This is a genomic window from Treponema sp. J25, from assembly GCF_004343725.1.
GTDB lineage: Bacteria > Spirochaetota > Spirochaetia > Treponematales > Breznakiellaceae > J25.
This window is the reverse complement of record NZ_PTQW01000042.1, coordinates 58493-81754: the sequence shown is the minus strand read 5'-3', so window position 1 is coordinate 81754 and position 23262 is coordinate 58493. Positions and strand designations below refer to the sequence as shown.

The window sequence follows — 23262 nt, the reverse complement described above, 5'->3', positions numbered from 1 at the left end:
GCCCTGAGAAGGGCCCCGCCGTGGGTGGTCCCGGAGTGGGGGGAGCGCCTGATCGCCTGAGCCGTGGGCTCTGGGGGAGTGGGCCGGGCTGGAAGCCCGGCCGGGGAGGGCTGTGGAAGCGGCGAAGGAAGCAGGCGCGAGGGGGGAGCCGCGGCGGCCGAGGCGACGGTTTGGTGCGGGCTGAGCCGAAAGGGGGGCGGTGCGGTGCTCCCCCTCCTATATATTTTCAAGGGCCTCCGTTATTTCCAGGGCTATTTCGAGTTCTTCGTCGGTGGGGATTACCAGGAGGGTTACCCTTGAGTCGGTGGTGGAAATAGGGGTTTCTCCCTGGGCGCCGCGGTTTTTGGTGAGGTCTATCCGGGCGCCAAGCCATCCCAGGGAACGGCATACCCGTTCCCGGATATCATGGTCCTTTTCGCCGATGCCACCAGTAAAGATGATGGCATCGACCCCTTCCAGGAGGGCCGCAAAGGCGCCTATAAACTTTTTAATCATGTAGACGTAGTACTCCCGCGCAAGATGGGCCCCCTCATGGCCTGCCTGTTCTAGCCGTTCGAGTTCGGCCATGTCCGATGAGATGCCACTGATGCCGAAAAGGCCACTCTGGTTATACAGGATGTCGGAGACTTCCTGGGGGCTGTACCCCTGCTGGAGGATAAGGTCAAGGATGACTGCCACATCGATGTCTCCGCTGCGACTTCCCATGGGCATGCCCGTACAGGTACCATAGGTGGCGGTGGTGTCCAGGGCCTTTCCCCGATGGATGGCGGTAATACTGGAGCCGCCACCAAGATGACAGGAGATGAGTCTCAGTTCTTCCAGGGGACGTTGGAGCAGTGCGGCAGCCCGGCGGGCCACGTAGCGGTGGCTTGCCCCATGGAAGCCATATTTTTCGTAGCCAAACTGCGTACAGAGCTGTCGGGGAAGGGCAAAGATACGGTGTACTTCCGGTTTGTCCCGGTGAAAGGCCGTGTCAAAGGAAGCAAATTGAGGAATTTCTCCGTGGTGCGTCTTGCACAGGCGAATGCCTTCTAGTTGGATAGGGTTGTGTAAGGGGGCAAGGCTGCTGCAGGCCTGGATGTGTTCCACCACTTCCTGGGTAATTCGTACCGTCTGGTTAAAGTAGGGCCCCCCGTGGACGACCCGGTGCCCAATCGCATCGAGCGGAAGGGTAGGGGGAAGGTGAGCAAAGAGCCAGTCGAAGGCGTCGGCGTAAGAGATGGCCGGGAGGGATTCTTCGAGAGAAGGCGGGCTGCCTTTGCTGGAAGGGTGTTCTTCCTGAGGGGAGGAAAAGCGGCGGAAGGGTTCCAGGGATGCATCGTAGGAAATGCGGCCCTTACTTTCCTGCTGGCCGATTTTTTCGATAGCCCCCTTAAGGAGCCGTCTGCCCGCTGGCATGTCTAACAGCTGAAATTTGATGGTGGAGCTTCCACAATTGAGGACGAGAATGGTTGCCATGGATATGGGTATATCACGAAGAGAAAAGAAGGCAAAGGGGGCCCCGAAGGCAAAGGGGACCCCGTGCAGAGCCGCCTGCTCTACAGGTACCCCTACCGCTTGCCGTCTAACTTCCAGATTAGTTTGAGTGGGCCGGGTTTCTTGAGGGGACCCCGTAGAGAATCTTCTGCAGGGCAAAGGAAAGGGGGGCGGTTGGACGGGGGGCTCAAAGGCTCCAGTGGTACTTTGAGGATCCAGACGGATAACCCCCGGGCCCGGCAGAACCACTTCCTCAAGCTTTTAAAATTGGACTTTGAGGGTGGTGCCCATTTCTATCGAGAAGGTGGTGGTTTGGGCAGCGCCATCGGAGGTAAGGTAGAGTCTCGCAAAGGCGGTGAGCTTAAAGCGGCGGGTGACGCTTACCACCGATTCGTGGTTACCCGAGAAGGTCCAGGATGTGGTATCATCTTTCTGGGTGATTTTAAGGGTAAGGCTATCCTGAAGAGTAAAGGTAGGGTTCTGGTGTCGATTTTCTTCAATAAAAGGAAAGGCCTTCCAGAGGGGGCTTTCCTTTTGTTGCCACCCTTTGTATAGGCTTGCTAAAAGGCTCTTGTCGCCGGGCCGACCGAAGCTAAGGCTCTGGGAGATGGCCCAACTATCGGAGCTCACCGAAAGCCGGCCTTCGCTCATCCCCTGATTGTTCTGGAAACCATAGAAGGTAAGCCGGTGAAAGAACGAAAAGCTCCACGTATCGATATGATAATCCACAAAGGTACTGGAACCTTCGATACCGTAATTAAAGCTATCGTCCCGGTACCAGCTAAACAGAGGCACCATGCCATAGGCGCCGAAAAGGTTCGTAGCCGCCCAGCTCAGGTTTCCGGTTAGGTAATGCTGGTCAGAAAAGGTGTCCAGGCGTTGCGTTAAGGTACGGCGTATGCCTATCGTGGTGGTGGTGGGTCTAAGAAGCGCCCAGGGGGAGGAGAGGGGCGCAAAGGAGAGGGAGGTTTCGAAACTGTCGATAAAGAGGGCCTGGGAAATTTCGGTGGGGAGCAGGGGTTGGGTAAAGAGCCCCTGAAAGGTGAATGCCTGTTGAAGGTCCCCCAGGCTCCACAGGGGAAGGCTTATCCAGAGCGGCAGAGCCTGGGACAGTCCTTCCCCGGCGTAGAGGATGTCCGAGGGTACGTCCTGGCCCGCATCGGTCACGGTCCAGGAAAAACGGCGTTCTACCTTTGTGTTTAACCGGAACGACGGGCCTTGGATTGGGAGTTCAAGTCGCAGGTTGGTACTCGATTGGCTTGTATCCAGGGTCCGGGAAGTGACCGAAGAAAAGTTTCCTTCAAGGAGTACCCCCACGGGCTGGGTGGTAAGGCCGGTAGAGAAATTCCCCGTCAGGTTCCGGATACGGGCAGAACTTCCCCCATCGGGAATGAGGGGGGCAAGGCTTTCTTGCCAGGCAGAACCATAGGATGCCAGGGGGAAAAGGGTGTCCATCGTTTCTGTCCAGGTGGCACTGGCCCCCAGACTTATCTTGAAGGGGTCCGTGGTATGGGAAACGCTGCTTTTCCAACTGCGATACTGTTTAAGGGATTGGCGAAGGGTCCGGGCTTCTGCGTTCCAGTTGGCGAGGGCGGGGAGGCTCATCACCAGGCGCTGTTCTACCGCTTCTTCTTCTGGCTCGTAGCTAAAAATATTTTGAAGCTTGAGGGGGCCCAGGGGTAGGCCAAGACTGTGTCCCCCACCGCTGGTAAGTTCTGAAAGGTTTTGTTGCTGGGTAAGGCGAAGGCGGAACCAGCCACTGTTATCCATTCCGAGGATCTGGAGAGAAAAATTCCCCTGCCCTTGGAAAACCCTGTTTTCTATGGCGCGGGCTGACTCAAGGGCAGAAAGGAGGCTGCCCTGGCCAGTGAGGTTGAAGGAGGGATTTTCCAGGATAGGGAAAGCGCCCGCGGCAAGCACCACCCCCTTGTGGTTCCAGGCCCATTGGGCCGCAAGCTGTCCCGTAAGGGCCCAGAGGGGCTCTTCGAGGCACAGTTCATCCAGGCTGATGGCCCCATCGGGGATGGTAGTAGTAGCAGCGGGCTTGAGGTACCAGAGGAGGTAGTGGGTGTTGTTTCCGTCGCCGGTGGCGCTCGTATCGGTATTTGCTTCGCTTCCACTGCTTAAAAGGAGGTTTTCGGGCCGAAAACTTACGGTTGCCCCGGTTACCTTGCTCCCATCCACGTACACGCCAGGGGAGTCTCCCTGGTAGCGAACCAGGACCTGTTGCCACTGGTCTGCCGAAAGGGCGCTCAGGGGAAACTGTACCTCCAGGACGGCGGTGCGGGGAGATCCGGCTACATCGGGCCCCGGCCCCACGATAAGGTGGAAGGTCCCCTGGTTCAGATTGCTTTGCTCGGACTCTGTGGTTGCTGTGGGTCCCTTTACAAAGAAACTTACCGCTTTGTAGTGGTGCAGGGGAAGCAGCGGGAGCCGTCCATCTGCCCCGGGAAAGGTGCGGCTTCCCGTGGGGGCCGGATCGGGGCTTTCCCACTGAAGGTGCAGGACCCGCTGGCGGGACCCATCGCTGTGGAGCCGGTCAATCTGGCTGGGGAACTGGGAACGAAGCGAAGGGTCATACACCTCTGCCGCTGCTACCGCGGCGCCGCTCGTGCTGTCCTGGGCGGATATGATGGTAAGGGTGCTTTCGCTGCCACTGGTGGTTTCGATCGCCATGATGGGCCTGAGGGAACTCCCATGGATGATGAGGGGCCCCACGACAAGGCTAAAGGAAAGGGGTTCGGTGGGAGGGGCTGTCTCGGGAAGAAGAAGAATCCGGAAGGCCCGGGCGTTCTGGAGGACGCGTCGGTCCTCGTCGGAAAGGTTCACCGTGAGGGTGGTCCAACTGGTGGGGTAGCTCAGGGTTCCGCTTCCCCCTGACACCAAAAAGGTGGCTAGCTTTTTGGTGACTATCCGCTGCGGGTTTTCGGGATACAGTTCATCCTTGTCGGTGAGATCCCCCATCTGAAGGTAGACCTCTAGGTTTTGGGCCGGAGTAGCCCCGTAAAAATAGAGGGGCACCGTGATGGTTTTGGCGGTCTCAAGGACACTTGCCTTCTCTCCCAGTTCAACCTGAAAGCCCGTCCAGTAGTGGCTGGAGCTCAGGCTTGTCTCGGCCACCAAAACGGGCTCGTCCAGGCTTTTGTCGTATACGGGGTAGGGGCCGGAGACGCTAGAGACAAGCTGGTTCCCTTCCCATTCGATGGGAGTAAGGGTGCTGAGCCCGATGGCGCTCGTCTGGGTGTAGTTCCGGTACACCAGGGGTGCCTGACTGGAGGCTTCAAGGGAATTGCTGACCCATGAGGGCATGCTGTCGCTTTTTTTGATGGGAGTGGGGCTCTGGAAGTAATCATTCTCGTCGTAGCCATCATATTCCGTAATGGTTTCAGCCCCCTCCATACCCAGGACGCGGTAGAGCCCGGTGGTGTCGGTGTTTTTAAGGCCCAGGGCCCCGGCCAGCTGGATGCGGTGTTCCTGACTGGTCCAGCGGAGTTCTCCTCCCATGCTGATGGTACCTTCGTTGCTTTCGCCGGCCTTGCTGTAGGCGGCGGGATTAAGGTTCCATCGGGTCCCCAGGGCAAGTCGGGCCGCAAAGGACTCCGCCGGTACATATTCAAGCCCCACCGCCGCCGCAAGGCTTCCGAAGGTCCGTTCGGCGCTCCGGGAAAGGTAGGTAATGTGGATAAGTTCCTGGGAGCCCGGGGGACTTCCCAGGGTAACGGTTCCCGTTTCACTATCGTAGGTGGCAAAGCTGTCGAGGACCCCGTTCCGGTACACCTGGACGGAATCGGGGAGCACATCGGTGCCGATGGAAAAATTATCCTCCGCTCCATAGGAACGCACCTGGATTACCAGGTCCACGGGACTTGGGTGATAGCCAGGGAGGTACAGTTCGGGGGCTATTCCCACCAGGGGCCAGAGGGTGGCCGGATTCCGGCTATCGTAGGAAGTTCCGGCCTGAATAAGCTCGTAAAGGGGACCGCCCCGGGAACTTTCCCCGCTGCTCGATGGGGCGGAGAGGTTGCCCAGGACCTCCACGGATTCGAAGGTATAGTCCCGGCGGGCCGCGCCGGTGCTGGCACTTACCAGTTCGGGCGTTGCCTCCGCAGAGCCCAGGGCATAGCGGGAAAGCCGTTCAAAGGGAGAAAAGGTTCCCCGTTCCCAGATGACCAGGGCCGCTGTGCTGTTCCCATCAAGGAAAAGCGTGATGGTCCCCGGGATGTTGTCGGTATCCCCCGGTTTTTTCTCTTCCTGGCCGCACTGGGGGTAGTTGCGGAGGAGGGGAGGGGTTTTCGCGGCGGCGAGGGGCCCCGCATTGTAGGCGGCGCTGACATAGTCCTGGAGGGTCTTAAGGTAGAGCGAACCACCGGTGCTTCCATCACCATAGGTGCCAAGGCTGCTTTCCCAGGGGGTGCTCGAAGTGGCCGTGCTATACAGGATCGCCACTTTTCGGCTGGGGCTTGCGGTAAGCTCCAGAATACCATCCTGGGTGCTTACGGCGTATTCACTGGTTTTAAGTTCCCCCCAGCGTCTTCCCCGACTATCCCTGAGCGTTCCTGCTTCGTCTTCTATAAAGACCCGAACGTCTTTGATATTCGTGTCGGGAAGGACAAAGAAACGGCCCCGTACCATAGTATCCAGGCTGTAGGTGTTCTTCTGGACTTCCCGCCGACCCTGGTACCACTTTTCTTTGCGGACCGCCCCATCGTAGCGAAGGAGGCTATGGAGGTGGAGATTTCCCCATCGGAAGTGGCCATAGGCCCCAAAGGAGCTTGCGGAGTTACCCCCTACGTCCAAAAAGGGAAAGCTGGGAAAATCAAGGCCCCGGTTGCCAATCCCTACGTACTGGACTATCTCTTCCTCTGTGCCCTGATAGCCTGCCCGGTAACTGTTGGATGTGGAACCTTCGACAAATCGTCCTTCGATAAACCACCGATTATCGACCCAAAGACTCAGGGTAAGATCCGCCTTCTGGGAAAACAGGATGGGAGTCTCGGTGGCCGCTACCTGCCAGCCCAGTTTGGTAAGGGAAAGTCCCCATTGGGCCGAGAGGCTCCCTTCCCAGGACCCCGTTACAAAAAGATCTACCTTGCTGTTGTTAATATCCATGGAAAAGAATTCCGCCGGCGCCTCCGGAGAAAGGCCGGAAAGGGTGACCCTTCCGCCGGTGGCCATTGACGTTACCGGCGTGGTGCTCGTTGATGGTGTCGACGTGCTGGTTGCCGACGACGAAGAGGGGGTGGTATTTGTTTGTTCCGGGGAGGGCGCCGATGGTACCTCAGCCTCGCCTCCCGACGTTTCCTCCTGGGCCACAAGAAAGGGGAGAACCACAAAAAAAAAGAGGCCAAACCAGGTCTTTCTTGGGTAGGGGTGTCTTCGCAAACCTTCCATTGATAGTGTATAGTATATCCCAGAGGAAGCTGGGATTACCAGCAAGTGCCTATGGTTGTGTCTATGATTCAGGTGGTATTTGAAATACCGGATGTGCAAAACATAAAGGATAAGCGGCGCATTGTTCGTTCCGTAAAGGATCGGCTCCAGAGAAAATTCAACATGAGTGTGGCCGAAATTGACCTGCAGGATTCCCTGTCCTTTGCTCACCTTGGTGGGGCGGTCGTGTCGAATTCAAAGCATTTTGGAGAGTCGGTGCTCCAGAAGGCCTTTACCATGATTGAACAGGATGTGCCGGTTCGTATCCAGGATGTGCAAATTTACTCGGAGGAGTTTTAAGGTGAAAAAAAAGCGATGGGGTTTCCCGGCGGAGGGAATGGAATTTCTCCCCGGATCTCCCTGTGGGCCCTTCGGGCAGGGGGAGCGGAAGGGACCAGAAAAAAAGAGGAAAGGGACCCTTTTATTTGGCAGGGAAAATAAAGAAGGCTGGTTAGGCATGGTCCTTATGGTGACCCTTTTGTTGTTTTCTTCCTGTGTGGGGGTCCAGTCGAATATCACGATTCGCCAGGATGGGAGCGGTACGATACAGTTGGTGTATCAGGTAAGCCGGATGGTAGAGTCCCTGGGGAAATTAGACGGGAACGAACGTTTTCTGCCCTTCCCGGTAGGGAAGGTCGATTTTGAACGAACCGTCACCCGAGTGCCGGGCCTTTCGCTCCGTTCCTACAATACCCGGCAGGATGAAAAAAATATCACCGTCCTGGCGGAGCTGGCCTTTCAGAACCTGGATGCCCTCAGGGTCTTTCTTGATTCCACCGGGCGGCTCGTATCTTTCTCTGACGAGGCCGATCAAAAGCGCCTTGTCATCCGGCTTGCCCCGGGGCCGGCTACGACCGATCCGGACATACAAAACCTGGTTCGCTCCGTTTTTGAGGGCTACGAAATAGGCCTCACTATTACGACCCCCACGGTTCCCAGTTACGAAGGGCGGGGTATTGGAAGGGGAAAGGTGGGCACCCTGAGCCTCTCGGGCCTGCGTCTTACTTTTACGGCCCCGACGGCGGACATTCTGCTTGCCCCTGAGGCAGTAGAATACAGCCTGTCCTGGAAATAACACGAAGGGCCCTGTTTCTGGTGGGTGGTCCTCAGCCTCTAGAGGGGTCTTCTGGAATAGGACCGGGAGAAAGGTCCGGGCGGTGGCTGTATCTCTGATGTGAGGTTTGAGAAAGCCGGAGGCGCCGCTTTGCGTTCCTAAAAGAGTACTTCCTTTTCTTCGCCTGTCTGTTCTCCTAAGGCCCGAATAATAAATCTTCCCTTGAGGTTTTCAGGAACAGTAATATCCAGAACAAGGGGATTGGACGGCAGAGGTCCCAGCACAAACCGGGCAGTGTGGGTATTCATAAACGTTACCGGTACGGGGGAACTGTATATCTCGAGTCTCTCCCCGGCGGGGGACCTTGCCTCGAGGAGTATCGAAATAAGCGTAGGAGTCCCTGTACAGGTTACGCTGAGAGAGAGGGTTTTTTCATCAAAAAAGGTAATCGTGGTGAGCCTTGTCTGGAGGATGGTTGAGGATACGGGACCACTTCTGTATTGAATGGTCCCTGTCCCATCGATTCCCCGGGCTGGCTGAGTTTCTCTGGCTTGATCCGATTCGACGCCTGCCAGCTCTTCGCGGTTTGTGGATTCCCCCGCAGGGAGTAATCCAGGTTCTGACCTATTGGGAAGCCCATGCATGGCCCCTGGAACTCCAGGGTAAGGAAGGAACGGTAGGGAAACCATCCCCGGCGAAAAAGAGAGGATGCCCGTCATGGCAAGGATGGCGAGCGGTAAAGCGAGCTCTAAAGGGAAACGGCAGGCGAGGGAATACCGTTTTGGGGGGTAGCTCAGGAGGATGAGGCGCTTTAGCAGGAGGAGCAGGGGAAACACAAAAAGGGCAAGAAGGATGTTTTCTCCCAGCCCCGGGGAAAGGAGGTGGTGGGCCAGGGTTGTTTCCTGTAGCGTGTAGGTCGTATACAGGATACGGCCAAACTGCAGGGGAGCCATGATAAGGGCAAGTCCGTTAAGGACGGGATGTTTCCAGACACTGGCGAGAAAAACCCACAGAAAAAACCAGAGGATGGGTAAAAAGAAGGACACATCGAGGGAGACCGCCACAAGGGAAATGACAAAAAGAAAAAAAAACGCCCCATGACCGTAAAACTCAGCCCTCCGGGGTACATGAACACCACTGAAAAAAGAAAAAAGGCCAAGGCTTACGGCGGTGGCAAGCAGGATTTTTAAAAGGGCCGGCGGATAGGGGGAATTAAAATTCCACAAAGATATAAAAAATGAACTTCCCCAACAGAGGACCGCAAAGACAAGGTAATACAATAAAAGCACCCAGGAACGACGAATAAAGACAATCCACTGAACCAGGAGGCTCTGTCGGTAGATGATGGAATAGCTTCCCACAAAGCAGAAGAGCGCAAAGAGCAGCACAAGCAAAATATGGACCGTTTGTTTTTCTGGCAATATATACCATGTCCCCTGAAACGTTGGAAAGAGTGAATAGTGCTGATCCCGCTGGAGGTAGCTCCAGGAAGGATTTTCGAGTAATTCCTTAAAAAAGGAAAGCCCGCGGCTCGTAGTAACCGGTCCCAGTGCGGTTTCTAAAGCGGAATGACCGTTCTGGGCTGGCAGTGGGGCATGGGTTTCTTCTGCGGTAGGAAATTCAGAGGCTGTACCTCCCCTGCCGGGAAGCTCGATAGGAAGTTCGATGAGAAGGCCATCAATGCCTGCTTCTGCCATAAGGCCCATCCGGGGGTCGCCGGTGATAAGGCCTAATTTATACAGGATGGTGTAGGGTGTTGGTAGGGTGCTGAGAAGCCCCGCCTTCTTTAGAGAGTGAAAAACCGCTGCCAGGAGCTGACTTGAGGCAAGGGCGCCAGAGCTTCCATACTGAAGGGTCAGTTGAGTGGAGAGAGGAGAAAAACTCAGGTAGATAAGGCTTACCGCCTCAGGATCCTCAAAACGATCCAACAGGGCCTGTAAACCCCGATATGGTGGGGGGGGATCAAAGAGGGTGGCGCTGGCCTGGTCGAGGGAGAGGGGTTCTTCTTCTCCTAAGAAGGCAATCAGCAATGACACTCCCGGCCGGATATTTCCCTGGTGAATCTGATATAAAAGGAGGGTAAGGAGGTCTTTCCCCTCTGGATCTGCGAGGGAACAGGCGAGTACCAGGGTTCGGGAAGAAAGAGAAGCCCCTGCCGAAGGAATCGGTACCAGGAGGGAACTGCCAAAGCTCCCGTACTCTTTAAGAAGATCTTGAACTTCCACCGAAACGCCCCAGGCCCGTAATTTCTGGTGGAGTGCCCCTGTGGCGTTTCGGGCTTCTTGTCTCCTTTCAAGGGAAATAGCAGAAGATGTATGCCCTCCCTGAGGGAAGAGCTCGGAGAAGGCTCCTGGCGTGTTAAAAAAGAGGAAGCTTCCTGTCCACAGGATCAGCATGTTGCGCCAGATACGGGATCTGTTCATTACTCCTGTACCATAATCGGCTGAGAAAATTCGGTCAAGGTCAGAATCAAGGTGACAGAATGGGGTTCTCCCGTTATAATAGGGGTATGCCAAGTCAAGAAAAGAAAACCGTGTTGGAACTTCCCCTTAAGGTGGTGCTTACCGAAGAGGGAACGACCGTATTTATTAAACAAAACAAGAAACTCGCCCGCTTTAAGTTAGCGGATAATGTGGAAGAATATGGTCTTTTGCTCGATAAATTTGTTCCTGCGGCGATTCAGCGGATGCTCCTTATCGATTATATTTCCAAGATTGAAATTGCCCGGGCGGAGTTTGTATCCCGCCGTCAGGAAATCATGGATCTTTCCAAACTTATCGTGTATAGCCTCCTCTATCGGCAATACAATAATGTGCTTTTTTCCAAGCTCCTTTCTTCGGAGGTGATAAAGCGCTGGAACCGGATGAACCCTTCTTCAATCATTGATGAAAAAACCCGTTTTAACGAGTCCTTCCTTGCAAGTTACCTGAAAGAACGGGAAAAGCAGGTCCAGGAACTGAAGGATGAAATTCTGTCCCCCATCCGGACCGCGATAATGAAGAACCCCAATCTTCTGCCGGAAGAGAAAAACGTCCAGCTTTTTTTGAGCGAGAAATTTCTTAACAATCTGCGCTCGGTGATCTGGTTTATTCTTACCAAATTCAGGGGGGTAGAAAATTTTGATACCCTCATCCGGGATATCCGGCATACCCTGGCGGAATATATGGAAAAGGGCCGGATTGCCGAATACATGGCCTTGATGATTATAGAGCTCGCGGTGAATGCGGAAAACGCTAACCTCCGGCGCCAGGCGAATATCCTGTACCGGGGGGCGGTGGATCCCAATGCGGTCCTGCTCGATCAAAACATCCGCAACCGGGTAATTGAAGAGCTTATCCGCAACGAGGAACTGGTCTATGTGTCGTGGAAGATTGGGGGCACCCGAACCTCTATCGGTACCCAGGGGAAACTCCAGGTAACCCTGTACAACAAAGAAGCGGAGTACGAAGTCATAAAAGAAAGTATCGATTCTAAAAAATCGGCGGACCTGAAGCGAAAGAGCCTCTTTGATTTTTACCGGGAAATTCCCGAAGGGGGAACCGATACCGAACTGGGCCTCTATTATCTTTCTTACTTAAGTGAGGCCTGTGAGAAGGTGAATGTAAAATTTGAGTCCGTGGTAAGCCAGATTAAGGCCTCCGATACCACGATCATCACCTTGAGCTTTTATCTCTGAAAGATGCTTCTCTGAAGGGGCATAAAATCCGCCTCTCATAAAATCCGCGGCGAGGACCCTGTTGGTTATCCGCCGGGAGAAGACCCTTTTGGGATGGCACTCCTCTCTGTTTTTTGGGGTACCGGAGGGTTTCTCCCTTTACCCCTCCACGTGGCGGTCAGGAATGCCCTGGGGGCTTTTCCCGGATCGGGCAAAGTCCTCTGACCAGTAGAGGGAACAAAAACAGTGGCCATACTCTTGAATATCCGGCCGGGCATAGATACAGGGACAAATGATGGGTTGGTCCTTTTCCCGGCTTCCTTCGCTATCCCGGCAGGGGCAAAGAAAGTATCCGTATCGATTCCAGTTTACCATAAGCCCCGTGACGAGGTCCTCGTACAACGCCGTATCCTGGCTCAACACCCACCCCTGTTTTTGGGCCACCATCTCCGTAAAACGACGGACCTCTTCTTTGTTTTTTTCCTTCATGGTCTATTCCTTACTTTACCGATGGGGTCTGTGCCTTCAGGGGACCTCTCTTCTCGTCGAGGGCCTTCCCCTTACTGGTCTAATAGGGCTTTTCGCCATTCCGCTTCCACAAAACCTACCAGGGCCTTTTTCCCATCAATCACCAGAAAGGGAAAGGAGACCGCCTGGTTGAATTGGGAGCGAAGAGCCTCTTTTATCTGGTTTTTTACTTCCAGGGGAAGGAGATCCACATGGACGTACTTATGGCTAATCCCCTGATTTTTAAGGAATTCCAGGGCCCTTTTACAAAAACCACAGGTAGAAAGGGCGTATACTTCTACCTGATGAGCCTGGCGGGGACCTTCTACGGTGGTGTAGGTGATATAGTCAAACATAGCCTGCGCTCCTTATACTGTAAGGATACTGTCGTCAAAAAAAAATGGCAACCCTTTGGGTCTCTGTGCTACGGAATGTCGGGGTTTCCCTCGGCGTCTGAATGTTTTCCTGAATGTTTCCCGGTAAAGAGATGTTTCTCTTGCGGGAAGGGACAAAAAGCGGCTATAGTACCAATAGCCTGGGGCTACACAAAGGTCGGTGTGTTCCCTTTTGGAAGGGGCCCATCGAAATAGGGAACCGGTATGGTGGGGCGAGGAGATGCTCAAAATAAAACGAGGAAATAGGATGATTACCCTTCGGAGGTTCAAGGAAATCGCAGGGATACTGGGGTGTCTCTTTTTCCTTTTTGCCTGTTCAAGTCAGCCTCCTCGTATCGAAGGGGTTCGTCTCCGCCTAATATATGCGCAGAAAGAGGGAAAAATTGAAGAATCCCTCAGTCTTTTTGTTGCCCCCGCCGATGATGATGGCTTTGAGGATCTGGAAGAACTGTACCTGATTCATGATGAAAGTCAACTCTACTGGAAACTTACTCGTCAGGACTGGCTGAGCATCGAGGAGGGGGAGAATTCGCCGGGGGCGCTGCGTCCCCCCCCAGGGGAGCCTTTGCTGGAAGGACTGGCCGCCGGTGAAGCAGAAGCGCCCCCGGTGGTGGGGGGCGGAGAAAAAAATGCCTCTCCCCCGTCTTCCCAGGGACCCTCGCGAAGGGTATGGATTGGGAGCCATAGAATTCAGATGTATCCTTCGGGGCCGCTCCCCCGGGGCCGTTATCGAATAATCCTCCGGGATAAGGGGGGAGAGCAGGTAGAGCGGTCTGTGGGACTTGATGCGCCCCTTACGCCGGTGTCTGCGTTTCCTCAGCTTATTTTAGATAGGGGAAGTTACCGCATCGTTTCAAGCTATCCTAAGAATGATCTTGTCGTATATGATCAGGATCTTCGGATTATTCGAACCGTACCGTTGAGCCATGCCCAGGGGGCTTTCAGGGATCTGGGCTTCCCTGGTTCTGCCCGGGCCGTGGCGCTCTGGGCGGAGGATCCCGATAGGGGTATCGCTGCTCTTACCAGCATCCAGGGCCTCCCTTAATAGGAGTAACCATACGAGGTAAAAAGATATGGAACAGGGACAAGAAAGAGAATCTTTTTCCTATCCGCAGGAAAATTCTGAAGAAGAAAAAAGGGGTCCTTCTCCCGATAGGGCCCAGTGGCGAAGGGTACGGAGCTTTGTGCTCCGGGCCGGCCGTATGACGGCGGCCCAGGAACGCAGTTATACCGAGTTGGCGCCCCGTTACTGCATCCCCTATCAAAAGGGTCCTGTTGATATGGCTTCTCTGTTTGGGAATACCAATCCCGTGACCATTGAAATTGGTTTCGGGATGGGGGATGCCACAGCCCGCATCGCAGAGGCCCATCGGGAATGTAATTACCTCGGTATCGAGGTGCACCGCCCCGGGGTGGGGAAGCTCCTCTGGGAAATCGAACAACGGCATCTTGAAAACATACGGATTATTGAACACGACGCGGTAGAAGTGCTTATGGATATGATCCCGGACCAGTCGGTGGCGGCGTTCCATATTTTTTTCCCCGATCCCTGGCCCAAAAAACGGCATCACAAGCGGCGACTCATCCAGCGGCCCTTTACGGATCTGTTAGTCCAGAAACTAAAAACCGGCGGCTATGTGTATATGACCACCGATTGGGAAGACTATGCATACTGGGCCCTGCGGGAATTCTCTGCGACCCCGGGGCTTTTGAATCCCTATTGGAAGGCCGGAGAAGCGGAGGCGGAAAACGGGTTTGCCCGTGGACAACAGTGGCGCCCAGAGACTAAATTTGAAAGGAAAGGAAAAGCAAAGGATCACCGCATATGGGAACTGTACCTTATCAAGGGGACCTCTTTGGAGACTCAGAACTGAGGGGGGGCGAGCTTTCGCCGCCTGACCGGTCCCAGGGCCGCCCTCAAAAGGGAAAAAATGCCCCGTCGGTGGGCGAGACTACGTCGCCAGAAAAGAACCGCGGGTTGGGAGAAGAGCCTGTGCTTTCGGGAAAGGACCCCTTGGCTGGGAAGGGGCCTCCGTTGTCGGAGAGGATCCCGTCGGCGCAGGATTTGTCTCAGGGAGAAGGAAAAAAACAGAAAGAGAAGAACCCTGGGGCTTCTTCGGAGGAAAAAGAGGGGCGTTCCGGGCGGGTTGCCCAGCTGGAAGCTCTCATCAGACATTATCAGGAAGCCTACTACAATGGGGAAGGGGAAATTAGCGATGCCGAATTTGATGCCCTCTGGGATGAACTTAAGGCGCTGGATCCAGAAAATCCCCTGTTTACCCAGATTGGTCAGGATAGTACCGATGGCTTTCCCAAGGCGGCCCACCGCATCCCTATGGGGAGCCAGGAAAAGGCCGCAAGCCCCGAGGAGTTTATCGCCTGGGCCCAGAAAATTCGGGCTCCCCGCTATGTGGTGCAGTATAAACTTGATGGGGCAAGCCTGGAACTGCAGTACGATGAGGGTCGCCTTGTTCGGGCGGTTACCCGGGGGGATGGTCTTGTGGGGGACGATATCACCCCCAATGCCCTCAAAATGAAGGGGGTTTTGCCTGTCCTGGATATTCCTTTTTCGGGAGGTATTCGGGGCGAAGTGCTCATGCCCCGGCCGGTCTGGAAGGAGAAATATGCCGACAAGGCAAACTGCCGCAATGCGGCCAACGGTCTTATGCGACGAAAGGATGGGACCGGCTGCGAAGACCTGGAAGTGGTGTGCTATGATGCGGCGGATCCTGCAAATGATCACTATTTTGAAAACGAAGAAGAAAAGATCGCCTGGCTTGCGGCCCGGGGCTTTCTGGTGCCCCCTACCAGGGTGTTCTCTCGCATCGAGGATATCATTGCCTACCGAAACAAGATCAGCCAGGAACGGGAAACCCTCCGGTACGATATCGATGGCCTGGTGGTAAAAGACTGGGTCACCGACATGGCGGACCTCCGCAAGGCCCGACCGGAACGGCAAATTGCCTTTAAATTCGAACTGGAAGTGGCGATTTCGGTGTTAAAGGCCGTGGAATGGAGCCAGTCCGGGGCCACCTATACCCCCATTGGGATCATCGAACCGGTTCGTCTTGCGGGAACCACGGTGCAGCGGGCGAATCTGAATAACCCCGACATGATCCGTTCCCTGGGGCTTAAAATTGGAAGCCGGGTTCTGGTGGTAAAACGGGGCGAAATCATCCCTAAGATTGAAGGCCTTGCCCCTGGCGAAGAGTACCGATCTCCCGAGGGTCTCCAGGAAATTGAACTTCCCCGCCACTGCTTTACCTGTGGGACCGCCCTGGTGGACGGGGGAACCCAGCTCTACTGCCCTAACAAGAACTGTCCTAAGCGGATCCATCATCGGATAGAAAAGTGGATCTCGGTCCTGGAGATCCGGGAATTTGGGGAAAAGCTCCTGGAACGGCTCTACGAAAAGGGCCGGCTGAGCAGCATTGCGGACCTGTACACCCTGACCACCGAAGAACTCGAGGCCCTCGACAGGATGGGAGAACTTTCTGCGGCCAAGGTGATTCGGAATCTCCGGACTCCCCGGGAACTACCCCTTACCACGTTTGTCGCCGGTTTTGATATCGAAGGTATCGGAGAACTCATTATGGAGCGGATCGTGGCGGCGGGATTCGATACCCTGGAAAAGCTTCGGGCCGCCACGGTACAGGATCTCTCTCAGATTTATGGGGTGGGGGAGATCCTCGCCCGAACCCTGGTGGAAGGCCTGGCGGAAACAAAAGAAGACATGGATCGGGTCCTGGCCACAGGCCTGGTGCGTATTGCTCCGCCTCCCCATCCGGATACCCTGCCCCTGCGGGGCTATTCCTTTTGCTTTACCGGCGAACTGGTGAGCATGAAGCGGAGCGCCGCAGAAGAACGGGTAAAAGCCCTGGGAGGGCAGGTCAAAAGCTCGGTGGTGAAGGATCTGTCGTTCCTGGTAACCAATGATCCCGGGTCGGGGTCGACAAAAAATCGGAAAGCCCAGGAACTGGGAATTCCGGTCATCGATGAGGCCGCCTTCCTGGCAATACTCCAGCGGCCAGAAGAGATAGGGCGGTACCGAAGGCGGTAAGGGGAGCCCTGCGAGAGGGGCTTCCGTGGTTGTTTGGTTTACAAGAGGGATTTTTGTTGTAGGGGGCTTCCCCGAGGGGTGTGGGGTGAAAGGGAGAATCAAAGAAGGAAGGGCCTATGCAAAGAAAAGGTGGCCAGCGAAAAGTTCAGATTCCCTGGATTTTTAAAAAGGCAGGACGGATCATATTTTTTTTCTTTTTGCTCGTACTTCTCCTATTGTTTGTGGGAGCCGCTGTGGTGTTCTGGTATCAAAAACAGGTAATCCATTCCCTCGAAACCAGGATTGAAGAAATACAGGCTACCACCATTCCCCTTCGTTTTATGTTGATGAGCCGCAGCGATACGGAAATTGCGGCCCGTTTTCGCTTTTATACTCCCCAGGGAAAAGAAATTGCCAGTTTTGAACGATCCTGGCGGGGGAGTGAACTCGTGATCGATTCCCTGGTGGTCCCCGTCGGAAAGCAGTATTTCGTGTTCCCCTTCCGGGTTTTTACCGATCAAATAGCTCCCCGTTCGGGGACCCTCTTGTTCCAATACTATGATTATGAGGGGTTCCCGGGTATTTTTGAAAGCCCCACCTTAAGCGCCGAAAGCCGGCGGCTCCTGACGGTGCTTTTTCAGCGCCTCAAGGTCAGCGAAGGCCTTTTGGGAACCAGTCGGGATGGGGACCTTTCTCAACGCTTTAGTAAGATCTTTGGGAACGCGGTCCATGATATTCGACAATTGCGTCCCTTTGAAGTAGGGGTGGTGTACGCCCTGGTGGTCCACGCTGACGGGGCCCTCGAAATTGTGGAAGAATAAGCGCCGAGCCTTGGTCCCATGGGCCGTTCATGGCGCTGCTGTGGGTGGTCCTCGCGGTGGCTCAAGCTCTTTTCTGGACAGTATTCAGGTATGTTGAGAATGGCCATCAAAATAAAAAGAAAGGAGAACCGGTTCTGACATGAATACCTTTGAAGGAATCCTCCAGTCCAGTCCCAGTACAGGTACGCCCCTCGAGAATCAGGGGTTTTTTACGGTGATAATCACCATTTCCCGCATTTTACTCTTTCTCTTTACGACGGCGGAGGGCCTCGTCATTGTGGGGTTTGTGGCGTTGGGCTTCTTCATAATGCGATTCATGAAAGAAATAAAAACCCAGCACCTGTTAGCCCTTGGGACGGGGAAACACTTCTCTGTAAAAGAGGGGATTTTTCTTTTTTTCAGTACCCTTCTGGAAATGATAGGGCGTCTTGTTATGGCCCTCCCTACCTTGCTGTTGTTGGCGGCTATCGGTCTTTCTTTTGTGGCGATAGGAAAAACCATAGAACAGGTTGATGCAGTATTCCAGGCTCAACAGCGTATCCGGGAACTACAAACCGTGTTAAAACACCTGGAAGGTTCCTTCCGGGTAGCAGAGGTTACGGTCCATTCAACAAAAGGGGGAATCATGCGGTTTTCGGTGGATTTTTACAATCCCGCCCAGCCTACCACCCCCGCGGAACACCGGGAGTTTGAGCTACCAGGACAGGAACTGTTTATCGATGCTATTGTGTGCAACTTTGATTATTCGGAAATTGCGGCGGGTCGGAAAATTAACCTCGCTATCCCCTATCGCCTTTTTAGCGATGTGGTTCCCCAGGTTGAAGGAATACCCCTGGGTGGTCTTGATGCCCGGGGGGTCCCCTACATGTACTATCGTTCTGACGAAGATATTTACGGTATAGCTCCGGCCATCTATCGGGAACGACTGGTAGAACTCATGGAACTGCTCCGCAGTGACAGCCGTTCCCGGCCCGCAGGGATCGTGCGTTCCCTCTATGGAAGCGCCATCCATAAACGGGTAAGCGCCGGCTCTCGCTATGAAATACGGGTAGAACAGACAGGGGGTCTTACCCTGAAAGAAAAATTCCCCTTTTAGAAACGTTTAAGAAAGGCAATCTTAACAAACGGAACCGTAATCCTATGCAGGACCTTCTCCAACAAACGAATCTTCCCATTGTTCCCCACCTGGCGGATGTGTGCCGGGGGGTGCAAGAGACGGGCTTTCTAATCCTTGAGGCCGCGGCGGGGAGTGGAAAATCAACCCTCGTGCCCCTGGCCCTTCTGGAACGGGGCCTTCCTTCTTCGGGCGAAGGTCCGGCAATTCTTATGCTTGAGCCCCGTCGGCTTGCGACGGTGGGCATCGCCCGTCGAATGGCGGACCTTTTAGGAGAAGAGGTGGGCCAAACCGTGGGTTATTCGGTCCGGCTTGAACGGAAAGTAGGTCCCCATACCCGCATTGAGGTGGTCACGGAGGGACTTTTTATTCGTCGTCTTCAGGACCAGCCGGACCTTCCGGGGGTAGAATATGTGATCTTTGACGAGTTCCATGAGCGTTCTGCCGCTACGGACCTGGCCTTTGCTCTGGTGATGGATCTTATCCGAATGGGCCGGAATCTCAAAGTTCTTATCATGTCCGCCACCCTCGATGGGACCCAGCTTGAAGGGGTTGTCCGGCCCCTTTTGAATGTCCCTGAGGACGAATCCCTGGTGCATGTTTGTCCCGTGGCTCCCTATCCTCTCGAAATCTCCTATCGGCCCCTTCCCCATCGGGAGCCCCTGGGGATAGAAACGGCGAGGGTAGTACAAGAACTGCTCGCCCTCGAGGGCCTTCCCTCGGGACAGACGATGCTCGTTTTTCTTCCGGGAAAGGGAGAGATTGAGCAGGCCCGCGGGGCCCTCTGGGATTTTCAACGGGAAGGGATGATAGGGGAGGACATCGAAATTCTTCCTCTCCATGGAGGCCTTTCCCTTGAAGAACAACGAAGGGTGCTTACCCCCCTTTCGGAAGACCAGCGCGATATCACCAGGAAGGGGAGAGAAGAACGGGTTCGAAAGAGGTCCCCCCTGGCTCGTCGGCGGATTGTGCTTTCCACGAATATCGCCGAAACGGGCCTTACCGTCCCCGGCGTTTTCTTGGTGGTGGATACGGGCCTGGTGCGGCTCGAGCGTTTCCATCAGCCTACGGGGATGAACCGGCTTTCCTTAGAGGCGGCCAGTGAAAGTTCCATAGCCCAGCGGGCCGGCCGGGCTGCCCGCCTGGGACCAGGGCGTTGCATCCGGCTCTGGGATCCCGCAGAGCCGAGACCGGCTGTCACGGAGCCGGAGATTCTTCGCACCGAGCTCAGTGGCCTTGTTCTGGAGTCCTGTTTGTGGGGGGCGACTCACCGGGAGGCCCTTCCCTGGCTTGAGTTGCCGCCCCAGCGAACCTGGGACCAGGGACGAGAACTCTTACAGGAAATCGAGTTTATTGGTCCAACCGGCGAGGTGTTGCCGTCGGGCCGTCGAGCCGCTCATCTAGGGCTGCACCCCCGGCTTGCGGCCCTCGTGTTAGCGGCCGAAACGTTGCAGATCCCGGCGGAGGGGTGCCTCCTTGCGGCCTTCCTTTCTGAACGGGATGGGTCGGGGATACCCGATGAAAACCTGGAGCTTCGCATAGGGATGCTCGAAAAGAGCGTTACGGGCCTTCGAAAAGAACAAACGGGGTCCCTCTTTCGGGACTCTGGTATCGACGGGGGGACCGAAAAGGAAACCCTTCAAAAAGTCATGGCCGTATCGGATAACCGGGCTAAGCCCTGGGTGGAACGGACTATTGAAATAGCCCGGGACCTGTACCGGCGTCTTGGCCCTGATGGTTCTTCCTTTTCTGTAGACAATGCAGGGAATGATTCCTGGTTGGGAAGGCTGCTGGTTCAGGCCTTTCCTGATAGAATATGCCGCCAGGTAGAACAGGGCTGTTTCCAGTTTCCCTCCGGGCGTCAGGCCCGTCTTGAAGGTTCCCTGGCTACCGCCCTGTGGCTGGTGGCCCCCGAGGTTGATGCGGGGCTTCGCCTGGGTCGCATCCATCTGGCGGTTTCCCTTTCGGAAGAGGAGGCCCTCCGGGGCTTGCATCCCCTGGTACGGCGGACCACGGAACTGGTGTGGGATGGCCTTGTCCCCCGGACGGCGGAAACCCTTTTGGCGGGTCGCCTGGTGATTCGGGAAGAACGCCGCAAAAGTACCACCGTGGAGGTCATCGAAGCTTTGCCGGTACTTCTGGAACGGGAGGGCCTGGGGGTGTTGCCCTTCGATGATCTGGATGGGGCGCCTCGCCGTTTCCTGGAGCGGCTTCGGTTTTGGGCCTCCCATGGGGGACCGGTAGATTCTCTCCTCTGGGAAGAGCGGACCCTTGTCGAAGAGGCCCCCCACTGGCTGGGGCCCTATGTGTGGGCGGGCCGTACCGAAGGGGAAGGCCCCATCATCGATGGAGAAGCTCTCCTCCTGGCCCTCCAGAGTCGCCTGGGGTGGGAACTCCTCCCGATTCTGGACAGGGAAGTGCCCGAATACTTTAGGACCCCCACCGGTCGGCAGCGCCGTATAGAGTATGGGGATGGCACACCCCGTCTCCATATCCGGATTCAGGAAGTGTTTGGCTGCGGTGCTTCGCCCCGTATCTGTGGGGTGCCCCTGGTGTTTCACCTCCTTTCGCCGGCCCATCGGCCCATTCAGGTTACCGATGATCTGGAACGCTTCTGGAGCGGTTCCTATAGGGAGGTTCGTAAGGAAATGAAGGGGCGCTACCCAAAGCATTTTTGGCCCGAGAATCCCCTGTGTACAGGGGAGGACGAACAGAAAAAAACAAACTAACTCCTCTTACCTTTTCTTGCCCCAGCATACAGTGAGGGGGTCGGGCCCCCTCCTTTTTTGCCTCAATCAAAGGGAGGATCGGGTTCTTCCCTTTTTTGGTGATACATGCCGAGGATGGCTGAACCGACTACCGCTACCAGAATGATGGGCCCCCCTGCAAAGGCCCCAGGACCGGGAAGTTCGCCGGTTACCAGAAAAACCCAGACCGGATTCATCACTGGCTCAATCATGGCAATGAGCATCGCCTGAAGGGCAGAGACCCTCCGGATACCATAGGCAAAAAGGAGCGATGCAAGGCCAATCTGAAAAATTCCCAGGGCAAAGAGCGCCCCCAGGGAAGACCAACTGAGGATCGGCGGATTCCAGAAAAGAAAGAAAAGGCCTGCGAGGGCGGTTATTCCATGGGAAAGGAGAAGGGACCCTTCGGGGTTCCCCTCTTTTTGGAGCCGCATATACACCGAGTAGAGGGCAAAACAGACTCCCGATACGAGGGCCAAAAGGTCCCCCAGGGGAGAGCCCCCTGCGAGGCCTTCACTGAAAAAGAACACCAGTCCTATCATGACAAGAACCATCGCAAGCCCGTGTTCCCATCGCGGTTTTTCCCCGGCGATTTTCCAGCCAAAAAGAGCGGCCCAGATGGGGGCGGTATACTGCAGCACAATGACATTGGCCGAGGCGGTAAGCTTATTGGCAATGACAAAAAGAATCATGGTCAGGGCGTACCAGAGGCCTGCCAAAAAGAGGGGACCCTTTAGAAAGAGGAAAAAGCGAGAGGATAGGAAGGAACGCTGCTTTCCCGGTGAAGGGTTCCCCACGGATGAAGGGGCTGTATGAGAGGAAGGGGAGGTAAGGGAAGAAGGGGCTGTCGATTCGTTATTTTTTATGGTTTCTTTTTTTGATAACCCAATGCCGCCACTTATCAAAATGAGGAAAAAGGCTATGGCACTCCGTCCACCGGCGATGATCATAGGATGCCAGGGAATAAGTTTGATTAAAAGTCCTGAGGTACTCCACAGAAGGGCACAGAGGGCGATAGCTCCAATGCCCGTAAGCTGTTCTATCTTGTTATTCTTCATGATAGGGCCATAGTACCCAAAACTTCCCGCAAGGTAAACGCCGTCGGACTGTGGCTATGGCTTAAGCCTTCTCCGTCTTATGCCGATACAAAAGGAGGAGGAACGGCGGTGATTCGAGGATGGTATACCGGTGCAAGCGGCATGACTGCCCAGCAGTACCGGCTTGATGCGGTGGCCAACAATCTGGCCAATGTGGATACCGATGGGTATAAAAAGGATGTGGCCATTCACAAGGCCTTCCCTGAGCTTTTATTGCGTCGGCTCAACGATGATGGGGTGTATCTACATCCCTTTGGTTCTGCCGATGCGGCTCCTATCATCGGTAAGATTGGAACCGGCGTCGAAACGAATGAACTTTTTACAATTTTTGAACAGGGGGCGTTAAAAGAAACGGAAAGTGATTTTGATGTGGCCCTGGATGGAAAGGGCTTTTTTACCGTGGCCACCCCCTGGGGAGAGCGGTATACCCGCAATGGTTCCTTCCAGCTTGGCAAAGAAGGCTATCTTGAAACCAAGGATGGCTATCCTGTTCTGGGTGAACATGGGCCTATCCGGGTAAAGGAACATAACTTCAAGATTGATAAGGATGGCCGGGTCTGGGTGAACGCGGAATATCCCGATGATCCAGAGGTGTTTACCTCCAAAGAGAGCAATACCTGGAGCCAGACGGTGCTCCTGGACACCCTTAAGATTGTGGAATTTGAGAACGATCGGTACCTGGCAAAGCAGGGAAACAGCCTTTACAAGGATACGGATGTGTCCGGCCCTGCCCGGATCATCGAAGAAGGCCGGCGCCCTAAGGTGATCCAGGGCTTTGTGGAAGCCTCGAATGTTAATCCCGTCATTGAAATGGTCCAGATGATCGAAGTAAACCGGGCCTATGAGGCCAATCAAAAGGTAATCCAGGCAGAGGACGGGATGCTCGGAAAACTCATCAACGAAGTAGTGCGGGTCTAAGAGGAGGTA

16 protein-coding genes are annotated in these 23262 nt (G+C 55.1%); 10 read left to right on the top strand and 6 right to left on the bottom strand.

Annotation, left to right across the window (positions count from 1 at the left end; genetic code table 11):
- Nucleotides 1–216 precede the first annotated feature (216 nt).
- Together C5O22_RS12155 and C5O22_RS12150 are read right to left on the bottom strand one after the other, a co-directional pair.
- The gene (locus C5O22_RS12155) at nucleotides 217–1458 is read right to left on the bottom strand and encodes an acetate/propionate family kinase (RefSeq protein WP_132782182.1); all 1242 of its coding nucleotides are present in this window, start codon (nucleotides 1456–1458) and stop codon (nucleotides 217–219) included.
- 279 nt (nucleotides 1459–1737) lie between these two features.
- The gene (locus tag C5O22_RS12150) at nucleotides 1738–6867 is read right to left on the bottom strand and encodes a hypothetical protein (protein ID WP_132782180.1); all 5130 of its coding nucleotides are present in this window, start codon (nucleotides 6865–6867) and stop codon (nucleotides 1738–1740) included.
- Between the two features lie 63 nt (nucleotides 6868–6930).
- On the opposite strand from C5O22_RS12150, the gene C5O22_RS12145 reads away from it, so the two are divergent.
- Together C5O22_RS12145 and C5O22_RS12140 are read left to right on the top strand one after the other, a co-directional pair.
- Nucleotides 6931–7206 carry a DUF503 domain-containing protein gene (locus tag C5O22_RS12145; protein WP_243692941.1) on the top strand — a complete coding sequence of 92 codons (276 nt, stop codon included), beginning with the start codon at nucleotides 6931–6933 and terminating at the stop codon, nucleotides 7204–7206.
- Nucleotide 7207: 1 nt separating this feature from the next.
- Nucleotides 7208–7981 carry a hypothetical protein gene (locus C5O22_RS12140; protein ID WP_132782177.1) on the top strand — a complete coding sequence of 258 codons (774 nt, stop codon included), beginning with the start codon at nucleotides 7208–7210 and terminating at the stop codon, nucleotides 7979–7981.
- Between the two features lie 137 nt (nucleotides 7982–8118).
- Here the strand turns inward: C5O22_RS12140 and C5O22_RS12135 are convergent, their stop codons facing one another.
- Nucleotides 8119–10383, bottom strand: a complete 2265-nt coding sequence (locus C5O22_RS12135) for a hypothetical protein (protein ID WP_132782175.1) — start codon at nucleotides 10381–10383, stop codon at nucleotides 8119–8121.
- 86 nt (nucleotides 10384–10469) lie between these two features.
- On the opposite strand from C5O22_RS12135, the gene C5O22_RS12130 reads away from it, so the two are divergent.
- Nucleotides 10470–11636: a DUF8084 family protein gene (locus C5O22_RS12130; protein ID WP_132782173.1), complete on the top strand. Its 1167-nt coding sequence runs from the start codon at nucleotides 10470–10472 to the stop codon at nucleotides 11634–11636.
- Nucleotides 11637–11774: 138 nt separating this feature from the next.
- Here C5O22_RS12130 and C5O22_RS12125 read toward each other — a convergent pair whose 3' ends face one another.
- Nucleotides 11775–12104: a ferredoxin-thioredoxin reductase catalytic domain-containing protein gene (locus C5O22_RS12125; protein ID WP_132782171.1), complete on the bottom strand. Its 330-nt coding sequence runs from the start codon at nucleotides 12102–12104 to the stop codon at nucleotides 11775–11777.
- A 71-nt stretch (nucleotides 12105–12175) separates the two neighbouring features.
- Nucleotides 12176–12478 (bottom strand): glutaredoxin family protein, encoded by a 303-nt coding sequence (locus C5O22_RS12120; RefSeq protein WP_132782170.1) that lies wholly within the window; start codon nucleotides 12476–12478, stop codon nucleotides 12176–12178.
- 286 nt (nucleotides 12479–12764) lie between these two features.
- On the opposite strand from C5O22_RS12120, the gene C5O22_RS12115 reads away from it, so the two are divergent.
- From C5O22_RS12115 to hrpB, 6 genes are all read left to right on the top strand, one after another.
- Nucleotides 12765–13562, top strand: coding sequence for a hypothetical protein (locus C5O22_RS12115; RefSeq protein WP_132782168.1), 798 nt, complete (start codon nucleotides 12765–12767; stop codon nucleotides 13560–13562).
- A gap of 28 nt (nucleotides 13563–13590) precedes the next feature.
- Nucleotides 13591–14391, top strand: a complete 801-nt coding sequence (trmB, locus tag C5O22_RS12110) for a tRNA (guanosine(46)-N7)-methyltransferase TrmB (protein ID WP_132782166.1) — start codon at nucleotides 13591–13593, stop codon at nucleotides 14389–14391.
- Nucleotides 14343–16577 (top strand): NAD-dependent DNA ligase LigA, encoded by a 2235-nt coding sequence (gene ligA, locus C5O22_RS12105; protein WP_132782165.1) that lies wholly within the window; start codon nucleotides 14343–14345, stop codon nucleotides 16575–16577. Before trmB ends, ligA begins: the two co-directional genes overlap by 49 nt.
- Before the next feature lie 116 nt (nucleotides 16578–16693).
- Nucleotides 16694–17377, top strand: a complete 684-nt coding sequence (locus C5O22_RS12100) for a hypothetical protein (RefSeq protein WP_132782163.1) — start codon at nucleotides 16694–16696, stop codon at nucleotides 17375–17377.
- A 139-nt stretch (nucleotides 17378–17516) separates the two neighbouring features.
- The gene (locus C5O22_RS12095) at nucleotides 17517–18473 is read left to right on the top strand and encodes a hypothetical protein (protein WP_132782162.1); all 957 of its coding nucleotides are present in this window, start codon (nucleotides 17517–17519) and stop codon (nucleotides 18471–18473) included.
- A gap of 44 nt (nucleotides 18474–18517) precedes the next feature.
- Nucleotides 18518–21220: an ATP-dependent helicase HrpB gene (gene hrpB, locus C5O22_RS12090; RefSeq protein WP_132782160.1), complete on the top strand. Its 2703-nt coding sequence runs from the start codon at nucleotides 18518–18520 to the stop codon at nucleotides 21218–21220.
- Nucleotides 21221–21282: 62 nt separating this feature from the next.
- On the opposite strand, the gene C5O22_RS12085 is transcribed toward hrpB, so the two are convergent.
- The gene (locus C5O22_RS12085) at nucleotides 21283–22296 is read right to left on the bottom strand and encodes a DMT family transporter (protein WP_243692940.1); all 1014 of its coding nucleotides are present in this window, start codon (nucleotides 22294–22296) and stop codon (nucleotides 21283–21285) included.
- Between the two features lie 108 nt (nucleotides 22297–22404).
- Here C5O22_RS12085 and flgF point away from each other — a divergent pair, with 108 nt between their 5' ends.
- Complete coding sequence (gene flgF, locus C5O22_RS12080; protein ID WP_132782159.1) at nucleotides 22405–23253, top strand: flagellar basal-body rod protein FlgF; 849 nt, start codon at nucleotides 22405–22407, stop codon at nucleotides 23251–23253.
- Nucleotides 23254–23262 lie beyond the last annotated feature (9 nt).